General features: G+C 49.0%; 29 protein-coding genes. 4 read left to right on the forward strand and 25 right to left on the reverse strand.

The window, feature by feature from the left end; all coding sequences use genetic code 11:
- Positions 1 to 249: 249 nt before the first annotated feature.
- The 4 genes from IPM09_03295 to IPM09_03310 form a co-directional block, all read right to left on the reverse strand.
- A complete protein-coding gene (locus tag IPM09_03295) occupies positions 250 to 693 on the reverse strand; it encodes a hypothetical protein (GenBank protein ID QQS21526.1) in 444 nt (147 codons plus the stop codon).
- Positions 694 to 698: 5 nt separating this feature from the next.
- Positions 699 to 1,241 (reverse strand): hypothetical protein, encoded by a 543-nt coding sequence (locus IPM09_03300; GenBank protein QQS21527.1) that lies wholly within the window; start codon positions 1,239 to 1,241, stop codon positions 699 to 701.
- A gap of 65 nt (positions 1,242 to 1,306) precedes the next feature.
- Positions 1,307 to 1,966, reverse strand: coding sequence for a hypothetical protein (locus IPM09_03305; GenBank protein QQS21528.1), 660 nt, complete (start codon positions 1,964 to 1,966; stop codon positions 1,307 to 1,309).
- A gap of 95 nt (positions 1,967 to 2,061) precedes the next feature.
- Positions 2,062 to 3,351 carry a glycine--tRNA ligase gene (locus IPM09_03310; GenBank protein QQS22468.1) on the reverse strand — a complete coding sequence of 430 codons (1,290 nt, stop codon included), beginning with the start codon at positions 3,349 to 3,351 and terminating at the stop codon, positions 2,062 to 2,064.
- Between the two features lie 129 nt (positions 3,352 to 3,480).
- On the opposite strand from IPM09_03310, the gene IPM09_03315 reads away from it, so the two are divergent.
- Positions 3,481 to 3,801, forward strand: a complete 321-nt coding sequence (locus IPM09_03315; protein ID QQS21529.1) for a hypothetical protein — start codon at positions 3,481 to 3,483, stop codon at positions 3,799 to 3,801.
- On the opposite strand, the gene recO is transcribed toward IPM09_03315, so the two are convergent.
- From recO to IPM09_03355, 8 genes are read right to left on the reverse strand one after another with little or no spacing between them, the layout of a single operon-like run.
- Positions 3,798 to 4,472, reverse strand: coding sequence for a DNA repair protein RecO (gene recO, locus IPM09_03320; GenBank protein ID QQS21530.1), 675 nt, complete (start codon positions 4,470 to 4,472; stop codon positions 3,798 to 3,800). The genes IPM09_03315 and recO overlap by 4 nt on opposite strands.
- The gene (locus tag IPM09_03325; protein ID QQS21531.1) at positions 4,469 to 4,843 is read right to left on the reverse strand and encodes a response regulator; all 375 of its coding nucleotides are present in this window, start codon (positions 4,841 to 4,843) and stop codon (positions 4,469 to 4,471) included. The genes recO and IPM09_03325 overlap by 4 nt, the downstream gene beginning before the upstream one ends.
- On the reverse strand, positions 4,840 to 5,553 hold the full coding sequence (locus tag IPM09_03330) for a HAMP domain-containing histidine kinase (GenBank protein QQS21532.1): 714 nt from the start codon (positions 5,551 to 5,553) through the stop codon (positions 4,840 to 4,842). The genes IPM09_03325 and IPM09_03330 overlap by 4 nt, the downstream gene beginning before the upstream one ends.
- Positions 5,554 to 5,596: 43 nt before the next feature.
- Positions 5,597 to 6,259, reverse strand: a complete 663-nt coding sequence (locus IPM09_03335; protein ID QQS21533.1) for a hypothetical protein — start codon at positions 6,257 to 6,259, stop codon at positions 5,597 to 5,599.
- Between the two features lie 8 nt (positions 6,260 to 6,267).
- Positions 6,268 to 6,792: a hypothetical protein gene (locus tag IPM09_03340; GenBank protein QQS21534.1), complete on the reverse strand. Its 525-nt coding sequence runs from the start codon at positions 6,790 to 6,792 to the stop codon at positions 6,268 to 6,270.
- 6 nt (positions 6,793 to 6,798) lie between these two features.
- A complete protein-coding gene (locus IPM09_03345; protein ID QQS21535.1) occupies positions 6,799 to 7,005 on the reverse strand; it encodes an exodeoxyribonuclease VII small subunit in 207 nt (68 codons plus the stop codon).
- Positions 6,989 to 8,089 (reverse strand): exodeoxyribonuclease VII large subunit, encoded by a 1,101-nt coding sequence (gene xseA, locus IPM09_03350; GenBank protein ID QQS21536.1) that lies wholly within the window; start codon positions 8,087 to 8,089, stop codon positions 6,989 to 6,991. The genes IPM09_03345 and xseA overlap by 17 nt, the downstream gene beginning before the upstream one ends.
- Positions 8,061 to 9,110, reverse strand: coding sequence for a flippase-like domain-containing protein (locus IPM09_03355; protein ID QQS21537.1), 1,050 nt, complete (start codon positions 9,108 to 9,110; stop codon positions 8,061 to 8,063). The genes xseA and IPM09_03355 overlap by 29 nt, the downstream gene beginning before the upstream one ends.
- 23 nt (positions 9,111 to 9,133) lie before the next feature.
- On the opposite strand from IPM09_03355, the gene IPM09_03360 reads away from it, so the two are divergent.
- Together IPM09_03360 and IPM09_03365 are read left to right on the forward strand one after the other, a co-directional pair.
- Positions 9,134 to 10,303: a hypothetical protein gene (locus IPM09_03360; GenBank protein QQS21538.1), complete on the forward strand. Its 1,170-nt coding sequence runs from the start codon at positions 9,134 to 9,136 to the stop codon at positions 10,301 to 10,303.
- 61 nt (positions 10,304 to 10,364) lie between these two features.
- Entirely contained in the window at positions 10,365 to 10,637 is a 273-nt protein-coding gene (locus IPM09_03365; protein QQS21539.1) for a 50S ribosomal protein L27, read from the forward strand.
- A gap of 62 nt (positions 10,638 to 10,699) precedes the next feature.
- Here the strand turns inward: IPM09_03365 and IPM09_03370 are convergent, their stop codons facing one another.
- From IPM09_03370 to prfB, 9 genes are all read right to left on the reverse strand, one after another.
- Positions 10,700 to 11,620: a hypothetical protein gene (locus tag IPM09_03370; protein ID QQS21540.1), complete on the reverse strand. Its 921-nt coding sequence runs from the start codon at positions 11,618 to 11,620 to the stop codon at positions 10,700 to 10,702.
- Between the two features lie 71 nt (positions 11,621 to 11,691).
- Positions 11,692 to 12,108, reverse strand: coding sequence for a response regulator (locus IPM09_03375; GenBank protein QQS21541.1), 417 nt, complete (start codon positions 12,106 to 12,108; stop codon positions 11,692 to 11,694).
- Between the two features lie 47 nt (positions 12,109 to 12,155).
- Positions 12,156 to 13,403 carry a S41 family peptidase gene (locus IPM09_03380; protein QQS21542.1) on the reverse strand — a complete coding sequence of 416 codons (1,248 nt, stop codon included), beginning with the start codon at positions 13,401 to 13,403 and terminating at the stop codon, positions 12,156 to 12,158.
- Between the two features lie 56 nt (positions 13,404 to 13,459).
- Positions 13,460 to 14,632 carry a CHAP domain-containing protein gene (locus IPM09_03385; protein ID QQS21543.1) on the reverse strand — a complete coding sequence of 391 codons (1,173 nt, stop codon included), beginning with the start codon at positions 14,630 to 14,632 and terminating at the stop codon, positions 13,460 to 13,462.
- Positions 14,633 to 14,679: 47 nt separating this feature from the next.
- The gene (locus tag IPM09_03390; GenBank protein ID QQS21544.1) at positions 14,680 to 15,657 is read right to left on the reverse strand and encodes an ABC transporter permease; all 978 of its coding nucleotides are present in this window, start codon (positions 15,655 to 15,657) and stop codon (positions 14,680 to 14,682) included.
- Positions 15,657 to 16,340 (reverse strand): cell division ATP-binding protein FtsE, encoded by a 684-nt coding sequence (gene ftsE, locus IPM09_03395; protein ID QQS21545.1) that lies wholly within the window; start codon positions 16,338 to 16,340, stop codon positions 15,657 to 15,659. Before ftsE ends, IPM09_03390 begins: the two co-directional genes overlap by 1 nt.
- A 56-nt stretch (positions 16,341 to 16,396) precedes the next feature.
- Positions 16,397 to 17,308: a TPM domain-containing protein gene (locus IPM09_03400; protein ID QQS21546.1), complete on the reverse strand. Its 912-nt coding sequence runs from the start codon at positions 17,306 to 17,308 to the stop codon at positions 16,397 to 16,399.
- Between the two features lie 13 nt (positions 17,309 to 17,321).
- On the reverse strand, positions 17,322 to 17,921 hold the full coding sequence (locus IPM09_03405; protein ID QQS21547.1) for a LemA family protein: 600 nt from the start codon (positions 17,919 to 17,921) through the stop codon (positions 17,322 to 17,324).
- A 61-nt stretch (positions 17,922 to 17,982) separates the two neighbouring features.
- Positions 17,983 to 19,071 carry a peptide chain release factor 2 gene (gene prfB, locus IPM09_03410; GenBank protein ID QQS21548.1) on the reverse strand — a complete coding sequence of 363 codons (1,089 nt, stop codon included), beginning with the start codon at positions 19,069 to 19,071 and terminating at the stop codon, positions 17,983 to 17,985.
- A 22-nt stretch (positions 19,072 to 19,093) separates the two neighbouring features.
- Between prfB and IPM09_03415 the strand changes: the two genes are divergently transcribed.
- Complete coding sequence (locus IPM09_03415) at positions 19,094 to 19,741, forward strand: aspartate/glutamate racemase family protein (GenBank protein QQS21549.1); 648 nt, start codon at positions 19,094 to 19,096, stop codon at positions 19,739 to 19,741.
- On the opposite strand, the gene IPM09_03420 is transcribed toward IPM09_03415, so the two are convergent.
- Genes IPM09_03420 through secA form a run of 4 tightly spaced genes read right to left on the reverse strand, consistent with a single transcriptional unit; the run spans position 19,716 to position 25,811 of the window.
- Positions 19,716 to 20,582 carry a M48 family metallopeptidase gene (locus IPM09_03420; GenBank protein QQS21550.1) on the reverse strand — a complete coding sequence of 289 codons (867 nt, stop codon included), beginning with the start codon at positions 20,580 to 20,582 and terminating at the stop codon, positions 19,716 to 19,718. The genes IPM09_03415 and IPM09_03420 overlap by 26 nt on opposite strands.
- Positions 20,583 to 20,608: 26 nt before the next feature.
- Complete coding sequence (gene murD / locus IPM09_03425; GenBank protein QQS21551.1) at positions 20,609 to 21,892, reverse strand: UDP-N-acetylmuramoyl-L-alanine--D-glutamate ligase; 1,284 nt, start codon at positions 21,890 to 21,892, stop codon at positions 20,609 to 20,611.
- Between the two features lie 4 nt (positions 21,893 to 21,896).
- The gene (locus IPM09_03430) at positions 21,897 to 23,183 is read right to left on the reverse strand and encodes an insulinase family protein (GenBank protein QQS21552.1); all 1,287 of its coding nucleotides are present in this window, start codon (positions 23,181 to 23,183) and stop codon (positions 21,897 to 21,899) included.
- The gene (secA, locus tag IPM09_03435; protein QQS21553.1) at positions 23,184 to 25,811 is read right to left on the reverse strand and encodes a preprotein translocase subunit SecA; all 2,628 of its coding nucleotides are present in this window, start codon (positions 25,809 to 25,811) and stop codon (positions 23,184 to 23,186) included.
- Between the last annotated feature and the right edge of the window lie 2 nt (positions 25,812 to 25,813).

Below are 25,813 nucleotides of genomic sequence, written 5' to 3' on the forward strand. Positions count from 1 at the left end.
CCTAAATTTTTAACCACGCTACCAGCTGCTTATGCTATTGCATTTTATTTGATTTATGCTTAAAAATGTGCTACGATGAAAAATATTTTGTATTCGCATTAGCGAATACAAAATATTTCACCCGTTGTAAAAAAAGCTACTTTTATAGAGGTGGTCAAAGTACCAGGTATTGACTATTAGACCATAATTCTGTATCATAACAAATAGACATAGCCATGCCATGTCTCCAGAATCTCCGGCGAGTAGTTTCTAGGCTACACTGCAGGAGATTTTTTTTGTTGTCGTTTTTTTAGCAAATACAGACATGAAATCTTTGCGACCAGTACGCTTGTCTTCTTTTACCTGTACGCAAAATTCCAGACCCTCCGCCGATACGCCATAAAATCGATGAAGGAGTGTATGTTTATCGGCTTCGCTAAATATCGTATCAGGAGCCAAGGTGGTGTTACGCATCAAGTCTATCGCCGCATTATAAAATTTTAGCCGCTTACGGCGTTCTTTAGGGTGTTTTTGCATCAAATGATCCCAAAACACCGTGACAAATATCTTATCACCCCGAAAATATTTCGATCTAACATAGGGTTGACGCTTCGTCAGTTTACGAATCGTGTTGTATTCTTTACGCGCACTCGCTACCACTTCGCTGTATGATGATCCTTTTAGTAGTGTTTGTTTCGAGCGGTAGACAGTCATGACATCTAGCCCCCTCGTCCAATCGAACCAAGTAAAAATCCATCTACCGCTTCGTATTTAATGCGCAAATAACTTTCTTTCACCGTTTCGCCATCGGCAATTTGTGAAGTCGATACGTTTTTCAGGTGGATAAAACTCGGTGTGCCGACTTCGTCGCGGCCTTCAAGGTCATTAAAATATTTATCTGCGAATTCTTTAAATGCATTGTCCTTCTCTGCAAATGGCATATTGTTCAACAGGTCGTTTCTAAACCGACCAATGTATTCTTTTCGTCCTATCAGTTCACCCTGAATAAAGGCACCGTTCGAAACAAGCGTTACACTTGCAGATGAGTTTGGGCCTGCGGCTTCAATCATACTAAGCAAAAAGCCCAAGGTGCCATTTTCTGCGCCACTTCCCACAATTATTTCGCTGTGGGGCACAAACCAAGCCTTTCCCTGTTTAATCGCCCCGCGAATTCGCCCATCCTGACACTGCTTTTTAAGCGCTTCGACTTCCTTGCCAGAAATCTCACTAGCCTGCTTTAGAGTTATATAGCCTTTTATCATATGCTTATTATAATTCCCGATACCGGGAAATACAAGAGTTTTGGTTACGCTGCGGCCTTTTCGAGTTAGGACTGATTGTGGCGACTTTTTGCCATTAGATCCGCGACATACTGGTTGAACGCTGCCTCTTCTGCTATACCCCTACTATTCCAATAGGAGAACTCGTCTCTTACACTACGGCTTTTTTGTGAAGATATGTAGAATTTTGCAGCTAGTACCAGTAGCGCAAGTCCGGTTATAAACCCATAGAGGAGTATGGGCATCTTTACCACGGGGTACAGCGCCACCGAAGTGACGGCGAAGAAACACCATAATGCAATATCGTCACGGTGCTCGATTCCAATACCCTCCTGTCGTGGCAGCGAGTTGACCACAGCCTCAGCAACCTTTCTTGATTCAACATTGTATTCTAGGAAGTGTTTTTCGTTTTTTTCTAGTAGCGCTTTTGAAAGCATATTTCTTAGCCGAAGTGCGTCGTACCTTTCTTGAATGCCACTTAGGAGTGACAGGTGCGCCGTATATGTCGTTTGCTTACTCATGTACACAAGCAAGTACGAAGCGGTCAACAAATAGCCGATTGATGCGAATGTGAGGCAGTACTGTGCATCCACCCCTAGGTTCTGATTGGAGAGGAGAATCGGCACCAATGCCGCTCCTAGCGCTAGAGACAGTGTAAGAATAAGTGACATGTAGTTGAAGCTAAGGATTTGTGAGTGCTTGGTCACCTCACCTCTCTGGGCGTTGTTTGTATCGAGTAGTTTGGCGAGAGCGTCCCTCTGCCGCTTTATTGTCTCTAGACTTGAATCAGGAAGGGTCATAGTTAGAAAAAATCTGAAGTTGCTATCCGTTTTTGTTCCGTCGTGTCTCGATCTCGCACTGTCACCGTGCCGTCTTCAAGCGTTTGAAAATCAATCACCACGCAGTGCGGCGTTCCAATTTCGTCTTGGCGGCGGTAGCGTTTGCCTATATTACCGTTATCGTCCCACATGACGGCGCCATATTTTTTCTTCAAAGCGTCGTATACTTCACGGGCTTTTGCGACAAGTTCTGGCCTGTTTTTGAGCAGCGGACTCACACAGTATTTGACTGGTGCCAGGTGCTCCGGCAGTGCCAAATACGTGCGCTTTTCGCCGTTTTGTTCGTCAACTCGGTAGGCGCTTACTAGTACTGCCATCACGGCGCGCTCTACACCAAAACTTGGTTCGATGACGTGTGGTACAAATTTCTCGTTTGTGCCCTTCACCACATATTCCATGCTCTTGCCGCTGACTCGCTGGATATTGCCGAGGTCAAAGTCGGTGCGATACGCCAGGCCCATTAGTTCTTCGCGGCCTATGGGAAAGTCAAATTCAAAGTCGATCGTGCGCTTGCTGTAGTGCGCACGGTCTTCTTCAGGCACTTCCAGCTCATGTACTTTTTCTTCAGGTAGCCCTAGCGCCGCGAACCACTGCTTACAGGCTGCTACCCACTTGTCGAACTCGGCTTCCCACGCTTCAGGTGCAATAAAATACTCTATTTCCATCTGCTCAAATTCACGTGCACGAAACACAAAATCACGCGGACTGATTTCGTTGCGAAACGCCTTGCCCTGCTGCGCAATCCCAAACGGCAAGTCGGGGTAAAAACTATCGACGACATTGCGAAAATTGGTAAATATCCCCTGTGCGGTTTCGGGTCTTAGGTAACTAATCGACGCCTCGTCGTCAACCGGCCCGACGTTGGTTTTGAACATCATATTAAACGCCCGCGCCTCACCGAATGTGCCCTCTTTGCCACACGTCGGGCATTTGTTTGGGTCATCGAGTTTGTCGGCGCGGAAGCGACCTTTGCACTCGCGGCATTCGACGAGCGGATCAGTAAACGTATCGACATGCCCACTGGCCTGCCAGACTTTTTGGTTCATCAGTATCGCCGCATCGACACCGTACATATCGTCGCGTTCTTCGACAAACATTTTCCACCATAGGTTCATAATGTTGCGCTTGAGCGCTACACCAAGTGGGCCATAGTCCCACGTACCGCTGAGTCCCCCGTATACATCGCTCCCCTGGTAAATAAACCCACGGCGCTTGGCTAGGCTCACGATTTCGTCTAGTTTTACGTCTTGCATTGTCGATTTCTCCTTGTCTTTCGTGTTGGCAACACGTGACTCATTAGTTTGTCTTCCATTATACCAGACCCCCATTGACCCTTGGTGTATTAGTGCAGTATAGTATGCATACTACTGTATTGGAGGACTATGACCGAAAAACTTGTCGATTTGCCACACATTGACATCGATAACCTACCACTTATCGATCAAGAACGCTACTACGAAACCGAGTTGATGATCGCCCCAGATTTTCATCGCCAAGCTGCCGCGCTCACTGAACTTGGTATTATTCACGTGCGTACCGGGCAATACAAAAAGGCGAGGAACGAGCTATGGTCAGCAATGCATGTCCGGTCAGGCCTTGCCAACCTCGGCACCATCGCCGCTGTTGCAGCATACTTCTTCGATCCACGCCTCGATAACAGCAATGTTATAGAATACCTCGCTGCAAAAAATGCTCGCTCCTAAACAGCCGCGTGCTGACGAGTGACCAACCAAATGTCTGGCAAAATATCAGCAATACCGCCTATTTGGGCTATGGTCTGGATTGGTTTTGCTGCAAGTACTCGCAGCAGCTTTATATGGTTGGCATTTAGGTCACCTTGCTCGGCTGGGCGAAGGCCTTTTTCGTTCACATCGTACATATAGGTTTTGGCCTCGTCGAGCAACTGACCAGTGACGTCACGCTCGAGATTGAGCTCGTAGCCAGTTAGCTCGGCATGATGAAGGTAAAACCAACTTTGGACGAGCTGCAGAGGAATCGTCGGCACGTCCAGCCCCATGTACACCTCACTCAGTACACCATACCATTCCGGCTCGTCGATGTGCTCGCTAGCGCGCGCTACTAGATTGATCGCCTCGTAACCAAACTGGAGTCTATCGTAGTCTTCAAGAATATGACGGTAAAAATGCACGAGTCGTGCGCTGGTAAGAATCCCGAGGTCGCCTTTGCCGCTGTTGATAACAATGTCGCTAATCGCGAACAGTTCAATCCCACCTGCAAGTTTACTCTTCTCGCGACGCACACCTTTCGCGATAATACTCCGCTGTCCTAGCGGTGTAATCAGGCGCAGTACTCTGTCAGCTTCCCCAAAGTTGGTGCGCCGTAGTACAATTGCCCGCGTTCGCTCTATACTCATAGCAGTACCTTTCGTACCGCTGCCACAATATCGCTCGGATGCATTGTGGTCTTGTCAAGCACTACTTCCACACCATAGGTCCTCAGTCCGTCTGCCGGCAGATCACTCGCACTATTGGTGCACACGATAATCGGAATATCTGCCAAGTCGCTATGCGATTTTAGCTCGTGGATCAGCACAACACCGTTGGGACCAGGCATGAATATATCGAGAATAATCACCTGCGGGTGTAAACTATCAATCATATCGATCCCTTCAATCGCATGCGCGGCTATCGTCACTGCAAATCCAGCTTTTTCGAGCACATGTTTGTACTGTTCTGCCAGCCATTGATCATCATCGATGACAATAACCGACGTTTTCGAGCTCATAGTAGCCTCAACTGCGTCGACGGCGTCAGGTCGATATAAAACGACGTGCCGTTATGGTGGCGGGTCGCACCAATATTACTCTGCATAGACTCTGCAAACTGGCCAGCGATATACATGCCAAGCCCGCTACTTGCTGGCCGGTTGTGAAGCAGCTGCGGGCGCTTGCCGAGCGAGTCTTGAAGTGTCCGCCATACAGCGGCAGGTACAGCAGGCCCAAAATCACGTACACTGAGTCGCACGCTTCCCCGCCGTTCATATGCTTCCACTAGCACCGCCGACTCGTCATCACAGTAGTGGAGCGCATTATCGGCAAAGCCAAGGAGCACCCGGCGCAGTAAATCTTTGTTGGCTAGCGCAAGCAGTGGTCGTGTGCGTGGCACCATACGAATCGATCGACCCCTAGCCTGGTAGAGGGGCTGGATTTCCCGGATTACTTCTTCGCACAGCGATACGGGGTTAACGGGCTCGATTGTAAATAGACTGTCTTCAAGCCGCGCAGACTTGGTGAGGTCGGTTGTCAGACGTAGTGCGCGCTCACTGGTAAGCGTAATTTGCCGAGCCATCCGCTCGATATCGCTCAGGGTATAGTCGCCCGATTCGAGCCCTAGCGACAACTGACGAATAAGTGCCAGTGGGGCTTTTAGCTCATGCGCAGCTGCAATCAAAGACGGCCCACCTATTACTCCCCCTTGCTGCTTTGGACCCTCCATATACTACCTACTAGTGTAGCACGCGCCGGTCCTGACTAGCTAGCTACTCATTGAATTTGACTGTTTTGAGTATTGTTTCAAAGTCAGCCTTAAATACATCGCCATCTGTTCGCATTGTTAGTGTACGGTCACGCATTTTAATAAGTACCGCCACACCTACCATATCTTTACTAAAAGCCCCTTCAAGACGCGTACCCTGGTGAGTACCGTCATCGTAGACGCTTGATTTTAAATCACCTTTTTTTATAAGTGCTCCATAGCCATCGAGAACTTTTGCATACAGTTTTTGTTCGATCGTAATGCGTAAAGCGTATTTAGTTGTTTTTGTAATCGGTGGTACAACATACGGGTTAAAATATGCCTCGTATGTCGCTCCACCACCCTGGCTTACATCGGTTGCCTGGTAGGCTGCCCAAAATTTTGGGTAAGTAAACGTAAGCCGACCATAGTCAACTGGCCCAGTGAATTGCTCATAGGGCTTTTTCTCGTCTTCATCAAATTTCTGCTGCATTTGCTCGGAATTTTTTAACACCGCAGCAGCGGTGGCGTCGGCAATTTTTCCATCGACATCGTTTTTTTGCTCGGTGTAGTTTATATAGGCCCAAATAGAAAACGAGCCAAATACAATGACGAGCAGCACTAAGGCCACAATAGCAAAAATACTGCCGTTTATGGCACCTGTTTCAAACCGGCGATATGTCTTCATGCTTATGATTATACGTTGCCGTCACTAGAGTGTAAAGGCTTCACAATATATAAATGATGGGCACCAACAGTTTTGGTAGGCTTCATACTTGGTACTTCAAAGCCATAGCTAATAAATGCCAGTTTCCTGCCGAGTTGGTTGGCCGCTTCTTGTACTTTGTTATACATTTTTGCAATATCACGTGAATCGGCAAACGTGTATACCACTGTGGTGTCTTTAGGCAATGTCGCTTTCCAAAAATTACGCATATACACCACCACCCGCTCGTCACCAAGCGATAGTAGTGTCGCTAGCATAGCAATGGCTGGGTTAATTTCGTACCCCACTGCCCGCGCCCCCAGCTTACTAGCCATGCGCAGTATTAAGCCATCCCCTGCCCCAATGTCGACCAAAAGGTCACGTGCAGTCAGCGGGTACAGTTCGGTCAGTGCACGCTTTACATCTTTTGGCTTCGAGGGTACATAGGGAGCGCCGGTAAATGCCATAAATCCGAAGAAGCAGATGACTCCGAGTACAATCCAGTACCATTCCATTACTTGCTACTCCTGATCAAAACGAGTCTTAAGCACAGTAATTTCGTTTTTCAGCGACGCGAGGTCCGATTCAATACTGCCGGCTAGTGTTTCGGCTGCCTTGAAACGGTCGAGCGCTTCTTCGAGCGAAAACTCCTCGCTATCAAACCAAGCTACTTGCTTGTTAAGCTCGGTCAGTCTAGCTGCAATTGTTTGGCTATTTTTTATTGACATGGGTTACCTCCGCCGTTATTAGTGTATCGTGTTTTTCAATCGTTATCTCACCACCAACACACTCCTCACCACGTACTAGCGCATAGCCCCTGGAGAGTACTGCTGCCGGATCATATGCCGCTAACACAAGTCGCTGTTGCTGAAGTAACTGCTGGTGCCGGTCATAGCCGCGATCAAACGCAGCCAATGCACCCTGTAAGCCTTGCGCTACCTGCATACTCACTGCGTCGAGCATTGTTTCAGTGCGATCGATAATCCTTGCCAGGCTATGGCGTGTGACCTGCACAATTTCACGCTTGTCTGGTACAAGCAGCTGTGCAGCGTTACTCGGGGTGGCCGCCCGCACGTCGGCCACAAGATCAGCCAATGTAACATCAACTTCGTGCCCTACCCCTACAAGTGTCGGAACACGACTCGCCGCGATCTCTCGCACCAACAACTCATCATTAAACGCCGCTAGATCATCTGCGCTACCGCCACCACGTATGAGTACAAGTACCTCAGGCGGCACCTCGAGGCTATTGAAGTATTTAAGAGCTCGTATCATTTGGTCGGGTGCCGCTTCGCCCTGCACCTGTACGTGCGCCACGTCAATATGCATCCCGCCCCACCGTTCGTTAAGTATCGTCACAAAATCAGTGTACCCCGCCGCTTGAGTGCTGCTAATGACGCCAATGCGGGCTGGCATAGTCGACAGTGCGCGCTTGCGCTCAGGTGCGAATAACCCCTCGGCATCGAGCTTCGCCTTTAGCAGCTCGAAGCCCTTTTTCAGGCTACCTTCGCCACTCGGTCTTACTGCCTGAACGGTCAGACTAAACTTGCCCCAATTCGTCAGCTTTGGTACGGCGCGTACAATCACCTTCATACCATCTTCTATCGGTATGCGTAGTTGCCACACGGTCATAAAACAATTCACGCTCGCTGTTTGGTCTTTCAGGTCGAAAAATACAAACTTGTTTTGGTTGACTTTGAAACTAGCAACTTCGCCCTCTATTTCAATACTAGGGTACGCATACTCAAGCGTCTGGTTGAAAACCGCTACAAAATCGCCGACACTATAGACCTGGCTTAGGTTGTTTTCCATATTTCAGTAGCGCCATTTGGTAAAATACGTAGCCTATAACTACGGTGACAAATAGTATTATTGCTCGTGTCAGCACAATCCCAGCGATTGCTTCGCTTTGGCTCATGCCGGCAATTGCAAGCACCAGCACCATGATTGCTTCATATGCCCCGGCCCCACCCGGTGTCACCACTACTAGTCCAGCCATAGTAGCAAGTCCATAAGCGATCAAAATGGGTGCGGGGTTGACGGGCGAGCCAAGCGACCAGAATACAATCCAGAAAATTGCCATTTCTGTAACTACAAAGAACAGCCCCCACAAATACGGCTTTATGAGTATGCGGCGATCTCTCATGAGCTCAACAAAGTCCTCATGCATCTCTTCAAGGAATGTTTGGATTGCAATTGCAGTGATTGCGTGAGGTATGCGCCCTAGTGTAAGCACTTTTACTATATGGTTGTATCCGCGGGCCACATAGTGCGCAAAGCGGCTCAGTCGCGTTACGCTTTTCATTAAGTACATTCCTAGCATTGTCGATATAATCATGACCCCAACCAGGGCGGAGCTCATGAATATAATCCAGCGGTTAACCGTGCCGTCGATTGTTACTATAAGTACAGACAGCAGCAACAGTGTAATCATGGCTGCAAACCCTACCACGTAGCGAATTGCTTGAGCCATCGTAGCCTTACCGGTCTTCACGCCTAACTTACCGAGTCGCCAGTTCATGTACGAGATACCACTTACTCCCCCACTTGGCAGTACATGGTTCACAAAATTAAGCTCGAGAGAAATCCGCATTTGCGTCCATATACTCACATGATCAATCAGTTTTTTCTGACGCATGTACGAAAACACCATTTCTCCGGCCGCCAGGTAGCCGATTGCTACCACTGGTATTACGAATAGTAGTACCCACACATCAACTTTTGATGCCAGCTCCCAAGCACGGGCAATTTCGTGACGAGAGACATACAGCAGTACCACGATCAAAAGCAGCGATATGCCGCTGAGCCACGTACGAAATGACAGACGTTTCATATAGTATTTAGTATACTATATCTATGTACATCGCTCTACTCGGTCGACAACCCGCTCTCGGCATGGCCGAGCTTGAACAACTTTTTGGTTCAGCGTCAACTAGGTGGTTTAGCGATACCTCTGCGCTCATCGATAGTCCTTCGTTTGACTTTGACAGGCTGGGTGGCAGCCAAAAGGCCGGGCTGGTCGTGGCCGAACTACGCGGCGACTGGCAACGTGTCAGCAAAACCATCATTGACACATATGTCCGCGGCTGGGCTGGACACGAGGGTAAAATCACTCTCGGTATTAGTGCCTATGGCTTTAGTTGTGGTGCACGCGATGTCCAAAAAACTGGCATTATTCTAAAATCAAGCCTCAAAAAGCAAGGCGTCAGCCTACGGCTGATCCCCAATACTGCCCCTGCCCTTACCAGCGCAACCAGTCATCATAATAAACTTGGGCTTTCACGCAACCATGTTGAGCTGCTGATAGTGCGTGCCAGTAATGGCAATGTTATTGTTGCCGAAAGCATCGGCGCCCAGAACATCACTGCCTTTGCCGCTCGCGACCAAGGCCGCCCCAAGCGTGATGCATATGTGGGCATGCTGCCACCAAAACTTGCCCGCATGATGGTAAATATGCTCGGCAGTTCGGCACATGTTCCTGGTAGCACTGTTCTTGACCCGTTTTGCGGCACCGGTGTGCTGCTGCAAGAAGCCGCGCTGCTTGGCTTCGGCGTCTATGGCACCGATCTGTCGGCTAAAATGGTTGACTATACCCAGGCCAACCTACGCTGGCTAACAGACAAATATCACCTTGCTCCTAGTGTGCGCACTACTATAGGCGACGCGATGGATACTTCGTGGCAATTACCTATCGATGCTATTGCCACCGAAACCTACCTCGGCCAGCCTTTCAGTGCACCGCCTTCTGCCGCCAAGCTCACCGAAGTGCGTGGCAATTGCGATCATATTATTAGTTCGTTTCTCCGTAACCTCGCTCCACAACTCGCAGTAGGCACGCCGCTATGCGTGGCCGTTCCCGCCTGGCGTGGCGCCGGTGACTCATTCACTCACCTGCCACTCATTGACACGCTAGGCACGCTCGGTTACCGCCGCGTGCACCTGCGTCATGTACGTGATAGTCAGTTACTGTACTACCGCGAAGACCAGGTGGTCGCCCGCGAGCTACTATTGCTCGAAAAGTCTTGACGAAACCTATCTGTTAGTGTACAATCAGATAGATTATTTATAGCAAAATCTAAGGAGTGATATGTCACACGTTAAAGCAGGTGGTTCAAGCAAGAACGTCCACAACAATGCCGGCGCACGCCTTGGTGTGAAGCGATTTGGTGGTCAAAAAGTTACCGCAGGCCAAGTATTGGTTCGTCAGACCGGCAGTACCAAAATCGCTGGCCCAGGCACCTACATTAGCCGCAACTTCACTATTCATGCCGCTGTCGACGGTATCGTTGGTTTCAAGCAGGTGAAAAAAGCAAAGTTCACTGGCCACACCGCTCGCCGCACCCAAGTAGTGGTCGAATAACATTGTTCTAGTACGTAAAAACCGCCTTTTGTAAGGCGGTTTTTACGTTACGCGGCAACCGGTTAGTCTGTCATGGTAGCAAGAAGTTTTGCTAGCTTAGTCGAAATCGCATGCAGGTCTTCTGTTGTGACGAGCCTGCCCATATGGGTATCCATCTGTAGGCTAAAGAGTTCTTGGCTAAGACGGAGCAGTGCGCCTGACTCTTCACCGCGTAGTCCTACTCTACTATCCACCATTTCTTTTAGTTCACCCGCCCCGCGGCTGGCCCTAAATACAGGGTCGGTCGAATAGTTTTTCCTATCAAGCATATCTACAAGTCCTGCCAGTTTCGACTTCGTAGCACGGCGCTCTTGCTGTTCATCAGCTTTTTGCACATCACCATTTGGAGTGACGACCTCGGCAGCAGCTTGCTGTGCGCGGTGCTGCAACTTGGGGCTAACAACGGGTGCAGGAGTGCTTCGGGCAACCTGTGGTCGCTCCATCCAGCTGGGCACTATAATCATGCCGTCTTCATCATACTCAACTAGACGGGCGGCGCGTTCACCAAAGGCTGCACGTTCGCGGGCCAGGCGCTCTTGCTCTACTCGGTGGGCTTCTCGCTCGGCCTCCATAGCCGCAGCTTGCTGACGATAGCTATCTTCAAGCTTATGCTCTGCCTCTTGGATATCCTCTAGAGACACAGTTTTTATTAATTCCTGGGGTTGCCCGTACTCATCGACGCCACTACTTTTACGTACCTCTCTGAGCAAACCGTCTTCGCTTTCCCCTACGACAGCCCACCCGGATTCAATAACATTCGTGCGGTTGCGTTTAACCGCGACGTGGTTCGTGCCAAGAGCACGCTCTTGAGGGGTATACAAGAAAATACGAGGGTCAAAGGGCGAAACTTGGCGCTCAGGCTGTAGCTCTACTATTGATTTTGGCTTTTTGAATCGTTCAAACATTGTTTTTCTTTTATATTTTTTAATTTTACTGTAGTTCATATTACACTATAGCAAAAAATTGACTAAAAGTCAATACGCTTTTGCTAAATTATCGTACATACAATGCAAAATTATTCGTTGGGGCTGGGAGCAGTTGGTACAGTAGTATCCAGGCCAAGATGGTGTTTCACCCTAGCAACCACATCACCAATTACTACTTGTGATTTCACCAAGTAGTCGTCGACACCGAGCTGCTCAGCACGCTCTTTGTCCTTCGGCTGGCTAAGCGCAGTCAGCATAATCACGCGGATATTGGTGGTTTCGGGGGTGTTACGCAAAATATCGAGCACATCAAAACCGCTAATTTTGGGCATCATCGCATCGAGCAGTATGAGGTCCGGCTTGAACGACATTGCCGCCGACAGCGCTTCCTCACCATTATGTACTTCGTTTATATCGAACCCTTCGAGCTCAAGTCGCGAACGATACACAGCAGCGAGTGCGGTGTCATCTTCGACAAGCAAGATTTTCTTCTTTACTGCATCCATATTACTTCTATAGTACGCCAGGCTGGCGATTAGCACAAGCACTCTCTTTACAGAGCAGCACGTGCAGCCTCCAGTTGGGGGTCCTTTCCGGCATTGGTGTCGTCGCTCGTGAGCTGTACGGTAGCATCTGGAGTGATACCTTCTTTAGTTATATTTTTCCCCTTGGGTGTATACCAGCGCGCTATCGTAACCTTAATTTGACGGCCATCTGGGAGGCTGATGAGTTTTTGTACCGTCCCCTTGCCAAAGCTTTTTTCACCGATAATGGTCGCGGCCTTGTAGTCCTGCAAAGCTCCGGCAACAATCTCACTCGCGCTAGCACTGCCTCCATTGATGAGAACGACGGTTTTTACGCCATCAAGCACTGCGTCGCCACGTGATTTCACTTGGTCCGTCACCACATCACCCGATTTTTCAGTTACGATGAGTTTTTCGCGCAGCCACAGGCTAGCAACATCGCGAGCGGCATCCAGGTACCCACCACCGTCATCACGCAGGTCAAGAATTACTCCACGCACCCCGGCTTGTTTAAATTCACGAGCCGCTTTTGCTGCCAGATCGCCCGTTTCAGTATCGAACCGCGAAATAATCATTTTGCCAATACCATTGTCGATACTCCAACGTACACTAGCATCGCTCAGCTTCGCCCTGGTAATGGTGAATTCTTTGGCTTCTTGCCCGCGCAACACCGCTACTCGTACCGATGTTCCTACGTCTCCACGAATTTTTTCTGCCACAGAACCTGAGTCGGCGCCGCTTACAACCGTGTCGTTTACTTTGGTAATAATATCTCCCGCCTTTACGCCAGCTTTTTCGGCTGGCGAGTCGGTTAACACGCGCAGTATCGTCGGCTGCTTGCTGCGAATCCCAATTTCACAGCCAATGCCGCTTACCTCGCCACTCAGCTGCTTCGTGAAGTCTTCAGCCTCGGCTTTATCCATAAATACCGTATACTGGTCACCTGCGGCGGCTGTCATACCCCTTGCAGCTCCATCAACAAGTGTGTTCGTATCGAGTTTGCCATCGTAATTGGCCTTGAGCTCTTGATATGCTTGCTGAACAATCTGCAGATCAAGCGTATCAGCGCTGGCTTTGATACCGAATACAGGCGCAATTGCCGCATAGAGTTCACGGCTACGTGTACCCGCAACAAAGCCGACAACAAGACAAACCGCTACAACAAATAGCATCATGCTATTCGACATCCTTTTGGCTCGCGTATGCACCGGCGGTCGCGTAGTAGGCATGTTGCTTACGGCCTGTCCTTCGTTTTGCTGATCAATCATAATACTCATGCTAGTATAGCGTACCGGCCAGTCGCTTGCTAGTAAAATGACGGATTTAAACTACTTTAGAAGTAGATATACACGTTGTATGCGTATGGCGATACGTTGTAGCGTTCTGAATAATAGCCCCAGCCTAGCCCAGGAAGCCATTCGTTGTACTGGCTGATGTTAATCGTTCCGTCACTGTTGACACTATCAACCCAGACAATGTGACCATAATAACCCGCAGTAATTACGCCGGCAGAACCTGCACGAGGTGTTGAGCTGGTGGTGATGCCTGCCGCGCGCGCGTTGCCAGGCCATTGATTTGCGTTTCCGACTCCACCCCAGTACGGCATATAGCCATTTTTCTGGAATACTTTCCACGCGACATAGCTCACGCACTCGCGGTTATACATACCCCATGGATCGACAAGACTATCCTGATAAGCATTGGCAAGGTAATTTGGGTAGCCGCCACGACCAGGGTCACCGGCAACAGCGCTTCCGCCGCCACCAAATTGCTGCAAGCGAGCACGAATTTCAGCTTGCTGCTGATCTTTGAGGCTATTTATCTGGGCATTACGATCACCAATCATCGACTGGTATACCGACTCTTGCCCTTGTGAATCGGACAACAGCTTTGCTTGCTCGGCTTCTTTGGCCGCCAAGGCATCGCGCTGTGATTTTTGGTCTGCCAAGACACGCTCGACATCGGCTTTTTGGGCTTCAAGTTGCTTTTTCAGCTCATTAATCCGAGCGATGGTATCAGAGAGATTAGTCTGAATGGATGAGCGGTACTCTTGTTGATCGACGTAGTCAGAGATGTTGCTAGCACTAGCAAGCAGTTCAAGCGGCGAAATTGAGCCATCGACATACATGTCAGCAATAATCTGCCCTAGTGCATCTTTATTGTCAGCGATTTGTTTTTCGGTTTCAGCAATGTCATTGACAAGCTTGTCGTATTTCGCCTGGCTAAGATCAACCTGTGCCTGGATTGTCTGCCTCTGGGCGGTTAGCGCTGCGAGCGCATTTGCTAGTGTGCGTGACTGTTCAGCAATAACCGCAGCCTGAGCTTGTAGGTTGTTAATCTCGGCATTGATCGCATTGATCTGATCATCCCACTTGTCAGCGAGAACGCGAGAGGAGAAAACCATCGGTGTTGACAGTGCCATCAGCACAGCACCCGCTACCAATAGCGACTTAGTGGCGAGGCCTTTGAAAACTGGTGTGGTGGACCGTGGTTTCATTAGTTTCATATTACCATAAGCTCCATGTTATTGTCAATAGCGCTCAACACTACTGTCTACAGCCTTAAGTAGCGACGAGTAGCGAGAAGCGATGAAATCGTACCAATCAGCGCCCCGACAGCAATCATTCCAAGCAGCACAAAGGCTATATATGTAGTCAGTAAATCAACGGTTGGGCCAATTTCAATACCCCAAGACTGCATATTGGGTGCAAATACTGACATAAGTGTAATTCCAAGCGCCGTCGCTACCACAGCGGCAATAAAACCATACACAATCGCCTCGACAACAAAAGGCCCGCGTATGAAGCTACGATCTGCACCAATCAGCTTCATCATCTGTATCTCCTCTTTTCGATTGAAAATTGCCATACGAATAGTATTAAAAATGATTAGCATTGAGATACTAACAAACACCACGCTCATACCAATCCCAAGCTGCTGTGCCAATCGTGTCCAATCAGCGATAGTATCAGTAGCCGATTTACGATCACCCATAAAAGATGGTTTACGGTTGGCGTCAATATACTTCTTTAGCTCAGTACTATTATTAACATATGCAACAATCTGACTGGTATCGTTGACATTGATAAGGCTTATACGAATAGTGGCAGGAATTTTATTCGTTGCTTCGTTGAGGGCGCTAAGTGTTCCTAGGCTGCTTTTGTTCTTCTCTGCAAAATCCGCTTTTCCCTCCTCGGTACTGACAAACTTCACAGAATCGACATTGGATAGCGCCATCAGGTCAGCCAAAATCGTTTTGGCCTGCTGCTCGGTTGTACCGGCCTTCAGGTAAATCGAGCGATCGATTCGTTTGCCTACAGTTGTTGCCGTATCAGACAGTACATTTTGCGCCACTACAGTAATCAATAGAATAAGCAGAGTAATGGTCATCACCGCAGTTGCCGCAATGGTCAGCCAGGCGTTGCGAGTAAAGTTATTCACCCCATAACGGCACATTCTGAGAAACGTCAACCACTGACGACGATGGCGACGCCGACCAAAGGATTTTGTAGCAGAAGTCTTCTGAGCCATTATTGTCTATAGCTCCCCTGCGCCTGATCGCTGACAATCTTACCATGATCGATTGTGATAACCCGACGCTTTAGTTTGTTCACAATCTCTACGTTGTGCGTCGTCAACAGGACGGTCGTGCCATATTTGTTGATCTTCTCTAGCAGGCGCACGATGTCCCAGCTATGCTTGGGATCTAGGTTACCGGTTGGCTCATCAGCAATGAGAATCTTCGGCTGACGAACCACCGCACGAGCAATCGCAACTCGCTGTCGCTCGCCACCACTAAGCTGGTGGGGAAAGTTTTTTTCCTTACCAGTTAACCCCACAAGCTCAATCACCTTTGGTACGGTGTTTTTAATCTCGCGGTTGGTCATTCCGGCAATTTCCAGCGCAAAAGCAATGTTTTCAAACACAGTCCGTTGTGGCAAAAGCTTAAAATCCTGGAATACTACACCGATCTTACGACGAAGCAGTGGGATATGCTTATCTTTTAATGTGTCATAATCGATACCACCAACGACAATCTTGCCACTAGTTGGCTTTTCCTCACGGGTCAAGAGTTTGAGTAATGTAGACTTACCCGCACCACTTGTCCCAACCAAGATTACAAATTCGTTTGGCTCAACATGAAGTGATATCCGATTAAGTGCCGGCTTATCATCCTTGCCATACGATTTCGTTACCCTATCTAACAGAATCATTACTACTAGTATAGCATAATCAGCACCGTACTGCCACTGGCGTGCACAGGATGATACTACCAGCTCCCGCTACTACCGCCGCCGCTGAAACCACCGCCACCGAAACCACCGCCCGACCAGCCGCCGCCCGAACCATGTCCTATACTGCCACCACCGGCCCACCAAGAAGGTAGCGTACCGGCAGATTTGTGCTGCTGGTAATTACGCGAGACCGCAAAGTCGAACAATAGGCCAAACGGCACCAGAATAATGGTCGCAATAACCGCTAGCGGGTGCCACTGACTAGCAAACAGCGATATGAAGCCAATCACGCCGCCTATCACGCCACCAGCCCACCAACTTTTACTGCGGCCAAGTATCGAAGCGAGCCACATAAAGCCAAAGAGGACGAAAAATCCGAACGTTGATACGATATCCCACCAACTACCGTCTGCTTCTGACCTGGAAGCTAGCTTAGGATCAGCTTCCTTTGCAACTGCGAGCTGGATACTCCTCACGCCCTCACTTATACCGGTATAGTAATCACCGGAGCGGAAATATGGCCGTATAACACCCGTAATAATTCGTTTAGCTCGACTGTCGGTGAGGTCACCTTCAAGGCCCGTCCCGACTTCAATACGCACTAGTTTGTCTTGTTTGACAATCAGCAGCAGCACGCCGTTATTGGTTTTATCACCAATCCCCCACGCTCGAGCCACTTTTAGTGAATACCCTTCGAGGTATTCATCTTGGCCAAGCGTCGGTATAAGGAGCACTCCGACTTGGTATGATTTCTCCCCACGCCCATGTGTGATTTGCTGAGCGAGCTGATCAATCTGTTGTTCACTTAGTGTTGAGGTTTTATCAACAATCGGTCGCTCAAGTGTCGGCGCAGATGGTACTTCAAGTGCACGCGCCGGAAGCACTATGAGCAGTGCCGCACCCACCATGAGTGCAAGTGCGATGATACTGCGAGGCAATATTTTCATAGATTCCAGCTAACTACTGTTGACTGAAATCGATGACAGGAGCTTTTTCGACGCCTTTTTCTGCTTCAAAATAGTTGCTCTTAGTAAAGCCAAATAGCCCAGCGACGATGTTGGTCGGAAAACGCTGAATCTGCGTGTTGTACGTACGAGCGACTTCGTTGTAATCAGTTCGCGCTACATTAACACGGTTCTCCGTACCCTCTACCTGCGCTAGCATATCTTGGTAGGCCTGCGTTGATTTGATATCAGGGTACTGCTCCACTGTAACAAGCAGTCGACTAAACGCGCTACTCATGTCGGTTTGGGCTGTCTGGTACTGTTGGATTTGCTCAGGGGTCGCCTTGCTGATATCGATTTGCGTGCTGGTTGCTTTTGCGCGGGCTTCGACTACTTTCGTCAGAGTGTCTTGTTCAAAGTTCGAAGATCCCTTTACAACACCGATCGCTTGCTGCACAAGATCTGCTCGGCGCTGATACTGCGACTGGAGATCACTGGCTGCCTTCGTCACCTTTTCGCGGGACGTAACGAGACTATTATAGGTGCCGCCAACCATCATCGCCAGCACAACTAAAACCGTTGCAACTATGCCTGGTACTAACCATTTATTTTTCATCTAACTCTCCTTTTGCTTATAATGTAAGTATACGTGCCGTACGGATACGATGCAATAGAGCCTACTGCGATTCATTGTACATACTGTCAAGGTAAGCGTCGATAAACTCGCCGATTGCTCCGTCGAGAACATCTTGCACATTACGTGTTTCATACTTGGTGCGAGTATCCTTGACCAAACTATAGGGGTGGAGAACATAATTGCGTATTTGCGCACCCCAGCTTGCCGACTCATTCGCTCGCAGGTCAGCCAGCGATTCAGTATGTTGCTCAAGCTGAAGTTGAGCCAGTCGGCCGCGAAGTATCTTCATGGCGGTCTCTTTGTTTTGAAGCTGGCTACGCTCGTTCTGAATTGCCACCACAATTCCCGAAGGAACATGCGTCACCCGCACTGCGCTATCAGTCGTATTGACCGACTGGCCTCCGTGACCACCAGCGCGATACACGTCAATCTTGAGGTCTTTGTCATCAATAACGACTTCTTCTGGTGCATTGATCTCAGGCATAACCTCAACAAGTGCAAAGCTTGTCTGACGGAGATTGTCTGAGTTAAACGGGCTCAGTCGAACAAGTCGATGCACACCATGTTCACTGCGTAACTTACCGTAAGCATACGCTCCGCGCACCGCATAGGTAGCATTTTTGATGCCTGCTTCTTCGCCGGCCGACCGCTCGATCTGTTCAACTTGCATTGATGAGCGTTCGGCCCAGCGCAGGTACATGCGTTCCAGCATCGCCGCCCAGTCTTGCGCATCAGTGCCGCCCGCCCCTGAACTTAACTTAATAATTGCAGCATGACTATCATACTTACCGTTGAATAACAGGTCTTTCCTCAATTGCTTGTACAATACTTCCTGGTTGCTGAGTTGCTCGGAAATTTCAGTTTGCATCGAGTCGTCATCCATAGCAATAAGCTCGATACTGTCGCGTACCGCTACGCGTAGACCAACCCACTCATCAGTAGCAAGTCGTAGGTCAGCAGCCTTTCGTGCGATTTGTTGAGCACGATCGCTATCCTGCCATATACCCGGGCTTGCCAGCTTGTCATCAAGTACCGCTAGCTCTTCACACAAGGCATCAATTCTGAGCTTCTGACAAGCGGCCTGAATGAGCATCATCAGTTCGTCTGCTCGCTTCTTGAGTGGTTGCATATTATTCATTATAATCTAATAGATGAAAATTGGCGTATTTGATACCGGGATCGGCGGCGAGGCGGTAGCCCGTGACCTAAGGCAGCACTTTCCACAAGCGACCATCATCACGGTCAGTGATCGCGCTCATCTTCCCTATGGCTCCAAACCCGCTAAACAGATCATACGTCTAACCGACGCTGCGATCCAGCCGCTGCTCTTGGGAAGCTGCGATGTCATCGTCATCGCCTGCAACACCGCTACGACTGTTGCGCTACCAATACTCCGCGAGCGTTACCCTTCCCAACTATTCATTGGCATTGAGCCAATGGTGAAAACCGCTGCAGAACTCACAAAACACCATTCCATCGCGGTATGCGCCACACCAGCAACTCTGCAAAGCGCTCGTTACCACTACCTGAAGCAACGGTTTGCCGCATCAATCGACGTGTGTGAGCCCGACTGCTCAAACTGGGCCGCAATGATAGAGGATAATGCGGTAAATGAACAGCAAATTAGATCTGCCGTCGAATTAGCTATCGCCAATAAGGCTGATGTTATCGTGCTGGGCTGTACACACTATCACTGGATCAAAACATTGATCGAGTCAATTACTGGCGATACTATCATCGTACTCGAACCGACCGATGCAATTGCGCGGCGCATTACGCAGCTGGTTGCCGATCAGTAGTCGGCTCTGCCTCGACAAGATATTTCCACCTATCAAGATGGCTGAGTCGACGTACCAAGAATGGGTGGCTGCTAAAAGTCTGGGCAAACCGGTTCATTGGTCGCTCAGCGTTATATTGAAGCCATTGTCGTGCAGTCTCGTTCATTGCCTTCGCAACATCTGGCCCAACATGCACCTTAATGAGCGAGCCTTTAACTAGCTCTGTATCGGCCATATACATAAGTGCAAGTCGGTCGCATGTAAGCTCGGCTCGTCGCTGCCAGAATCCTGCAATCCATTGACCTACAACATTGAGCACGGGTACTACTAAAAACGGTGTGAGGTAAAGAGAAGCCATTGTGTGACCATATTTAATGTGCCCCATCTCGTGCACCACTACTGTTTTGAGCTCTTCGTGTGTCAAATAGCGAATCGAACCGGAGTGCAGCACAATTGTATAGGGACGGATAAACCCAAACGCATAGGCGTTTATGTAGGGATCCTGTGTCACAAAAATCTCGACACGGGGCATTTCCAGATCGGCCGCCACGGTGTTGGCCCAGTCGCGCAGCCACGCATAGTCGCTATATTCAATTTGTAGCGCATTGCCAAGCATAATTTGCCGCTGCATACGCACGAGGAACATACCAATTCCTAGTGTCGCTACAAATATAAATAATGTCACAAATCCAAGCCCAATTAGCCCAAGAATAATGGACGATGCCGATTTTTCACTCGCTAGAAACTCCTCACTTGTAAAAAAGCTAACCAAGAAGTAGGCGTTTGATATCAATAAGAACACTACAAAAGTGACCGCAAGAACCATTAAATCGCTCGATGAGAATGCGCGCTTGACTGCCAATTGCCCTTTTGTATAATTTGCTTCCACTACAGTGCCTCCACTGCCGCAGCAAACTGGTCACCGCGGTCACTATAACTTTTATATTGATCAAAACTTGCACTTGCCGGGCTGAGGATAACGACACCACCTGGTTGCGCCTCAGCACGAGCAGCTGCGACAACCTCGTCCATTCTGCCGACGACTCGACACGCTCGTACGCCCGCTTTTTCACACAGTGCAGCAATTTTCTCGCCGTTTTGGCCAATCGCGACCACCGACGCACCCTGCCTATAACATTCTTGCACTACGGCATCGTAGCTGGCGCCTTTATCGAAACCACCCAGAATGACTACTTTTGGCGCATCGCCGAATGACCTAAGCGCTGAGATCGCTGAACCGGGGGTAGTGCCGATGCTGTCATCGTAGTAGGAAATATTTTCGACAACCCGAACATGCTTTAGACGATGGGGTAGCCCGCTAAATGCCCGTAGGCCCGCCTCAACGTGGTCTGTAGCGCCAAGTATCAGCGCGGCGATACTAATCGCTGCGCAAGCGTTTTCTAGGTTGTGAACCCCGGCAATCTGTAGCGCACCCGTCGAGCAAATGAACCGGTCTTCGATATAAAATCCTTCGTCTCGCACATAGACCTGACCATCATCCATGATGCCGTAGCGCAACTTCTTTCCTTCGCCCACCGATGCTACCTGTCGGCTATCATCGTTTGTCGGATGGAAAAAGACAACATCGTTTGGCGTTTGAAACTTCGCAATTCCTGCCTTTGCCTCAAGATACTCGGTCATATCGCGATGAACATCAAGGTGGTCGGGTTCAATCATTAGCACAACAGCCACGTGCGGACTTTGCTGTATATCCCACAGCTGAAAACTACTCAGCTCGTAGACAACAATATCATCAGACGTAATCAGTGAAAGCTGGCTAAGCGCAGGCGCACCGATATTGCCAACTAGGTGAACCGTTTTACCTGCCGCACGGAGGATCGAGGCGATCAGACTACAGGTAGTTCCCTTGCCCTTAGTGCCCGTCACACCAATAATCGGTGCCGGACAGTGCGCAAAAAATTCGTTGGTATTCGACCAAATTTTTCCATCTGTTTTTAGTGCATCGGGCCGCACCGATGAACTGCGCACCACCAGATCAAAGCCGTTGAGCTGGTCAAATGCATCATCGCCAACAATGGCATTAGCACCGTTGGGAAGTGGGAATTCAGAAGCTACCCTAGGGGTGACAATGGTCACATCATGGCCAAGCTGGGTGAAATAGCGGTAGCTCGATTGGCCCTCAGCCCCGTACCATGCAATTGCAACCTTCACTACCCTACCCCCTGTTAAATACTGTTTCTAGTTTATCATTTAGCTGAACAATTTCTTCTTTCTCGCCACTACTCACCCCCGCAAGTACCCACGTGTTATGGGCAATAAATTCCCGAGCAGTCGCTAGCATTCTATCAAGCGTGATACCACGAATCGCGTCGGGGACCTTTTCATACTCTTTAACAACACCATCGCCGAAATAGCGCCCGCTGTAGAAGTTGCTGATTTGCGATACAGTCTGTGCGCCCATCTGATGGCGACCCAGTGCATATGATTTTGCAGCATCAAGTTCTTCAGTGGTGATTTTACCGTCCATCACCGCTTTCACTTCGCGAACAATAATTTCGAATAGTCCTTCGGCCGTTTCAAGATTCACTTGACCACCAAAATCCCAGCTACTATCATGAAAGCCGACACTAGTATCACTAAACATGCCGTAAGCCAAGCCTTTTTTACGAGCCGCACCGTAAATTCGTGAGTGCATTGTGCCAGTCAAAATCTGATCCAAACAGCTCATAGCCTCGGCTTCTTCATCGGTCAATTCGCGTGGTAGCGTCATACTCCAACCAAAGGTCAGGTTGCTTGCTTCTTTGCGACGGATAAGCGTCGGATTACCGCTCGTGAGCTCATCCTTTGGCACCTCAAAACGCTCACCACGCGGCAGTTCCCATGCCTCAAGCATGCGCTGAATCTGCGCTTTACGCCCATGTAGTTTGCCGGCGATCACGAAACGCATATTGTCACTGGTGTGGGTACGCCTATGGTGTTCCCGCACATCTTTCAGCTGAACAGTGCCAATGGTTTGTAGCCGCTGCCAAAAGGTGTAGACATCCTCACCAAGCAGCTGTTGGATTTTTGGCCAGAGTACTCGGTTGTGATTGTTCAAATACCCTGTCAGCTCACTTTTAACATTTCCCTTCTCGGCTTCAAGTTCGGTCTGATTAAATCGTGGTTCACAAATCGCGAGTCGTTGTAATTCGAGGATACGATCCCACTCAAAATCAGCGCAATCGGCCACATAAACCATCGACAAATCGCTTGTGTAGGCGTTGTGGTAGGCGCCGTTTTTTGTAAATTCTGCTTCGTAGGCATGCTCGCTGCGATACTGAGAGTTAGCCCCAAAAGCCATATGCTCCATCAAGTGCGGTGTTTCATAAATATCCTTGGCTTTGGCATACCGATTACCAGCACGGAACTGAAACTGAAAACTCATCACTGTCGCGCCGGGGATATCAATCAAGAGACCCTGTGAGCCGTTTTTTAATCTAATCTCAGTGGTGGTGTGTTTCATCTAATGTTTCTTCTTGCGATTTTGGCGCTGCGCCTTCTTCTTTTTGCGGGCTATGTTGCGCTGATGGTTTAGCTCAGTTGTTGATTTGCTCTTTTTAACACCATCGAAGTCTTCGTCGCGATTTAACTCGCCGCCTGTAATTTCATTGACGCCGCGCTCAACAGAATTCTCAGCAAGTTTTGTAAGCTCGGTATCGTGTTCATCATCGACCGCCTCGCGAGTAATAGCATCTGACTTGTGGACGTGATAAATCGCTCGTAGCACCTCGTCACGAAGGGTCTGCTGCAGACTATCGAACAGTTTTTGGGATTCGCTGCGGTATTCGACAAGTGGGTCGCGCTGACCAACACTGCGCCAGTGGATACCTTCACGCAAATGTTGCATATTCTCGAGATGCTGCATCCACAGTGTATCAAGTATCTGTAAGTAGACCTCACGCTCAACACCACGAATCAGCTCTTCACCAAGTTCTTGCTCTTTTTGCGCGTAAAGCTCTTCTGCTGCGGCTAGCGCAGCTTCTCGCCGAGCCTTATCTTTCTTCTCGACACCGATTTCTTTTAGAACATTGTCTTTAACTGGAATCACTGCGCTAAATTCATCGGCAAATTTTGGATTGTTCTTTGCTGGTACGACGGTAAGTTCCGCGATTTTTTGCTTAAGGAGTCGTTGAATTTCTGGCTGAATGTTGTCTCCATCGAGAATTTTGCGGCGCATAGTATACACCACTTTACGGTGGCGGTTTATCACATTGTCGTACTGAACCACGTTTTTACGAGTGTCAAAGTTGTAGCCTTCGACCCGTTTTTGAGCAGCTTCAAGCGTCTTACTGACTGCTTTATTTTGAATAGCCGTATCTTCGTCAACACCGAGCCGATTCATGAGTCCGGCAATTCGTTCACCCTGAAAGATACGCATCAGGTCATCTTCAGTACTAACATAGAATTGCGTATCCCCCGGATCGCCCTGTCGCCCACCGCGTCCACGTAGCTGGTTATCGATTCGTCGGCTCTCGTGGCGCTCACTTCCTATCACCACCAATCCGCCAAGTTCTCTCACGCCAGCCCCAAGCTTGATATCAGTACCGCGACCAGCAATGTTAGTCGCAAGAGTAATCGCACCTTTTTGACCAGCCTTTTCGATAATCGCTGCCTCGCGCTCATTGTTTTTGGCATTCAAAATTTCGTACTTGATGCCTTCTTTATCGAGCCAGGCCGCGATAAGTTCGTTTTTGGCGATACTGCCCGACCCCACCAGTACCGGCCGACCCTGCTTGTGGTAGGCCTTGATTGCTTCGGCTACAGCGTGCAACTTACCTTTTTCGGTTTTATAAATCAGGTCTTCGTGGTCGACGCGAACAATTGGTTTATTCGATGGAACCACGACGACATCGAGACTATATATTTGCTGAAACTCTTCAGCCTCAGTAAAAGCTGTCCCTGTCATACCGCTTAGCTTCTTATAGAGTCGGAAATAGTTCTGAAAACTAATCGTCGCCAGTGTCATACTTTCTTGCAACACCGGGACGCCCTCTTTGGCTTCAATTGCTTGGTGAAGACCTTCGTTGTAGCGGTTACCCTGCTTGAGTCGTCCGGTGTGCTCGTCAACAATAATCACCTCACCGCTATTTGTAACTACGTAGTCTTTGTCGCGATGAAACAGGGTTTGAGCCCTGAGAGCTTGGTCCACGTGATACACACTGCGTACATATTCCGGGGTGTATAAATTTTTTATACCAAGCATTTTTTGAACTTTTTCGACACCCACATCGCTCAGTGCAACACTACGACGCTTTTCGTCGAGTACATAGTCTTCTGGCACAAGCTTAGCGGCCACTTTTGCGAACTGATAGTAGGCATCGGGGTTCTCGGCCGCTGGCGCACTGATGATAAGTGGCGTCCGAGCTTCATCTATCAAGATCGAGTCAACTTCGTCAACAATAGCAAAGTTCAGTTCCCGCTGACGAACAAGATCAACTTCGTTCACCATATTATCGCGCAAATAATCAAAGCCAAACTCATTGTTAGTACCATAGGTAATATCAGCCATATAGGCTTCTTTACGAGTCACAGGACGTAGCTTGCGCATACGAGCGTCAGTATGGTGATCATTGTCGTAGCTGCCGTCATAAACAAATGAAGCTTCGTTAATAATAACACCCGTCGAAATACCGAGCGCTTCATAAATAGCCCCCATCCACCCGGCATCGCGCTGAGCAAGGTAATCATTCACTGTCACAATATGCACGCCTTTGCCATCTAGAGCATTCAGGTACGCAGCGAGTGTCGACATGAGAGTTTTACCTTCACCGGTCTTGAGCTCGGCAACATTACCTTCATGAAGTACCATGCTACCGATCAATTGCACATCATAGTGCCGCTCGCCAATCACACGGTCAGCCATCTCCCGCACTACCGCAAAGGCATCAGGCAGTATGCTGTCGAGTGTCACACCTTTCTTGGCAAGGCGCTTTTTCAACACGTCAGTCTGCTCACGCAGCTGCTTTTTGGTCATTTTTTTATATTTGTCTTCAAGCGCATTAACTTCGGTAACGCGTTTTTGTAGGCGTTTAACAATACGCTTTTGGGGGTCTCCAAAGATTTTTGTAAGAGCTGTGTCACGACTGACCATAA

The organism is Candidatus Saccharibacteria bacterium (genome assembly GCA_016700015.1).
Classification (GTDB): domain Bacteria; phylum Patescibacteriota; class Saccharimonadia; order Saccharimonadales; family Saccharimonadaceae; genus Saccharimonas.

Coding starts and splice junctions, on each gene's coding strand:
- IPM09_03295 (QQS21526.1), bottom strand. CDS start 693: ATGACTGTCTACCGCTCGAAACAAACACTACTAAAAGGATCATCATAC.
- IPM09_03300 (QQS21527.1), bottom strand. CDS start 1,241: ATGATAAAAGGCTATATAACTCTAAAGCAGGCTAGTGAGATTTCTGGC.
- IPM09_03310 (QQS22468.1), bottom strand. CDS start 3,351: ATGCAAGACGTAAAACTAGACGAAATCGTGAGCCTAGCCAAGCGCCGT.
- IPM09_03315 (QQS21529.1), top strand. CDS start 3,481: ATGACCGAAAAACTTGTCGATTTGCCACACATTGACATCGATAACCTA.
- recO (QQS21530.1), bottom strand. CDS start 4,472: ATGAGTATAGAGCGAACGCGGGCAATTGTACTACGGCGCACCAACTTT.
- IPM09_03325 (QQS21531.1), bottom strand. CDS start 4,843: ATGAGCTCGAAAACGTCGGTTATTGTCATCGATGATGATCAATGGCTG.
- IPM09_03330 (QQS21532.1), bottom strand. CDS start 5,553: ATGGAGGGTCCAAAGCAGCAAGGGGGAGTAATAGGTGGGCCGTCTTTG.
- IPM09_03335 (QQS21533.1), bottom strand. CDS start 6,259: ATGAAGACATATCGCCGGTTTGAAACAGGTGCCATAAACGGCAGTATT.
- IPM09_03340 (QQS21534.1), bottom strand. CDS start 6,792: ATGGAATGGTACTGGATTGTACTCGGAGTCATCTGCTTCTTCGGATTT.
- IPM09_03345 (QQS21535.1), bottom strand. CDS start 7,005: ATGTCAATAAAAAATAGCCAAACAATTGCAGCTAGACTGACCGAGCTT.
- xseA (QQS21536.1), bottom strand. CDS start 8,089: ATGGAAAACAACCTAAGCCAGGTCTATAGTGTCGGCGATTTTGTAGCG.
- IPM09_03355 (QQS21537.1), bottom strand. CDS start 9,110: ATGAAACGTCTGTCATTTCGTACGTGGCTCAGCGGCATATCGCTGCTT.
- IPM09_03360 (QQS21538.1), top strand. CDS start 9,134: ATGTACATCGCTCTACTCGGTCGACAACCCGCTCTCGGCATGGCCGAG.
- IPM09_03365 (QQS21539.1), top strand. CDS start 10,365: ATGTCACACGTTAAAGCAGGTGGTTCAAGCAAGAACGTCCACAACAAT.
- IPM09_03370 (QQS21540.1), bottom strand. CDS start 11,620: ATGAACTACAGTAAAATTAAAAAATATAAAAGAAAAACAATGTTTGAA.
- IPM09_03375 (QQS21541.1), bottom strand. CDS start 12,108: ATGGATGCAGTAAAGAAGAAAATCTTGCTTGTCGAAGATGACACCGCA.
- IPM09_03380 (QQS21542.1), bottom strand. CDS start 13,403: ATGAGTATTATGATTGATCAGCAAAACGAAGGACAGGCCGTAAGCAAC.
- IPM09_03385 (QQS21543.1), bottom strand. CDS start 14,632: ATGAAACTAATGAAACCACGGTCCACCACACCAGTTTTCAAAGGCCTC.
- IPM09_03390 (QQS21544.1), bottom strand. CDS start 15,657: ATGGCTCAGAAGACTTCTGCTACAAAATCCTTTGGTCGGCGTCGCCAT.
- ftsE (QQS21545.1), bottom strand. CDS start 16,340: ATGATTCTGTTAGATAGGGTAACGAAATCGTATGGCAAGGATGATAAG.
- IPM09_03400 (QQS21546.1), bottom strand. CDS start 17,308: ATGAAAATATTGCCTCGCAGTATCATCGCACTTGCACTCATGGTGGGT.
- IPM09_03405 (QQS21547.1), bottom strand. CDS start 17,921: ATGAAAAATAAATGGTTAGTACCAGGCATAGTTGCAACGGTTTTAGTT.
- prfB (QQS21548.1), bottom strand. CDS start 19,071: ATGCAACCACTCAAGAAGCGAGCAGACGAACTGATGATGCTCATTCAG.
- IPM09_03415 (QQS21549.1), top strand. CDS start 19,094: ATGAAAATTGGCGTATTTGATACCGGGATCGGCGGCGAGGCGGTAGCC.
- IPM09_03430 (QQS21552.1), bottom strand. CDS start 23,183: ATGAAACACACCACCACTGAGATTAGATTAAAAAACGGCTCACAGGGT.
- secA (QQS21553.1), bottom strand. CDS start 25,811: ATGGTCAGTCGTGACACAGCTCTTACAAAAATCTTTGGAGACCCCCAA.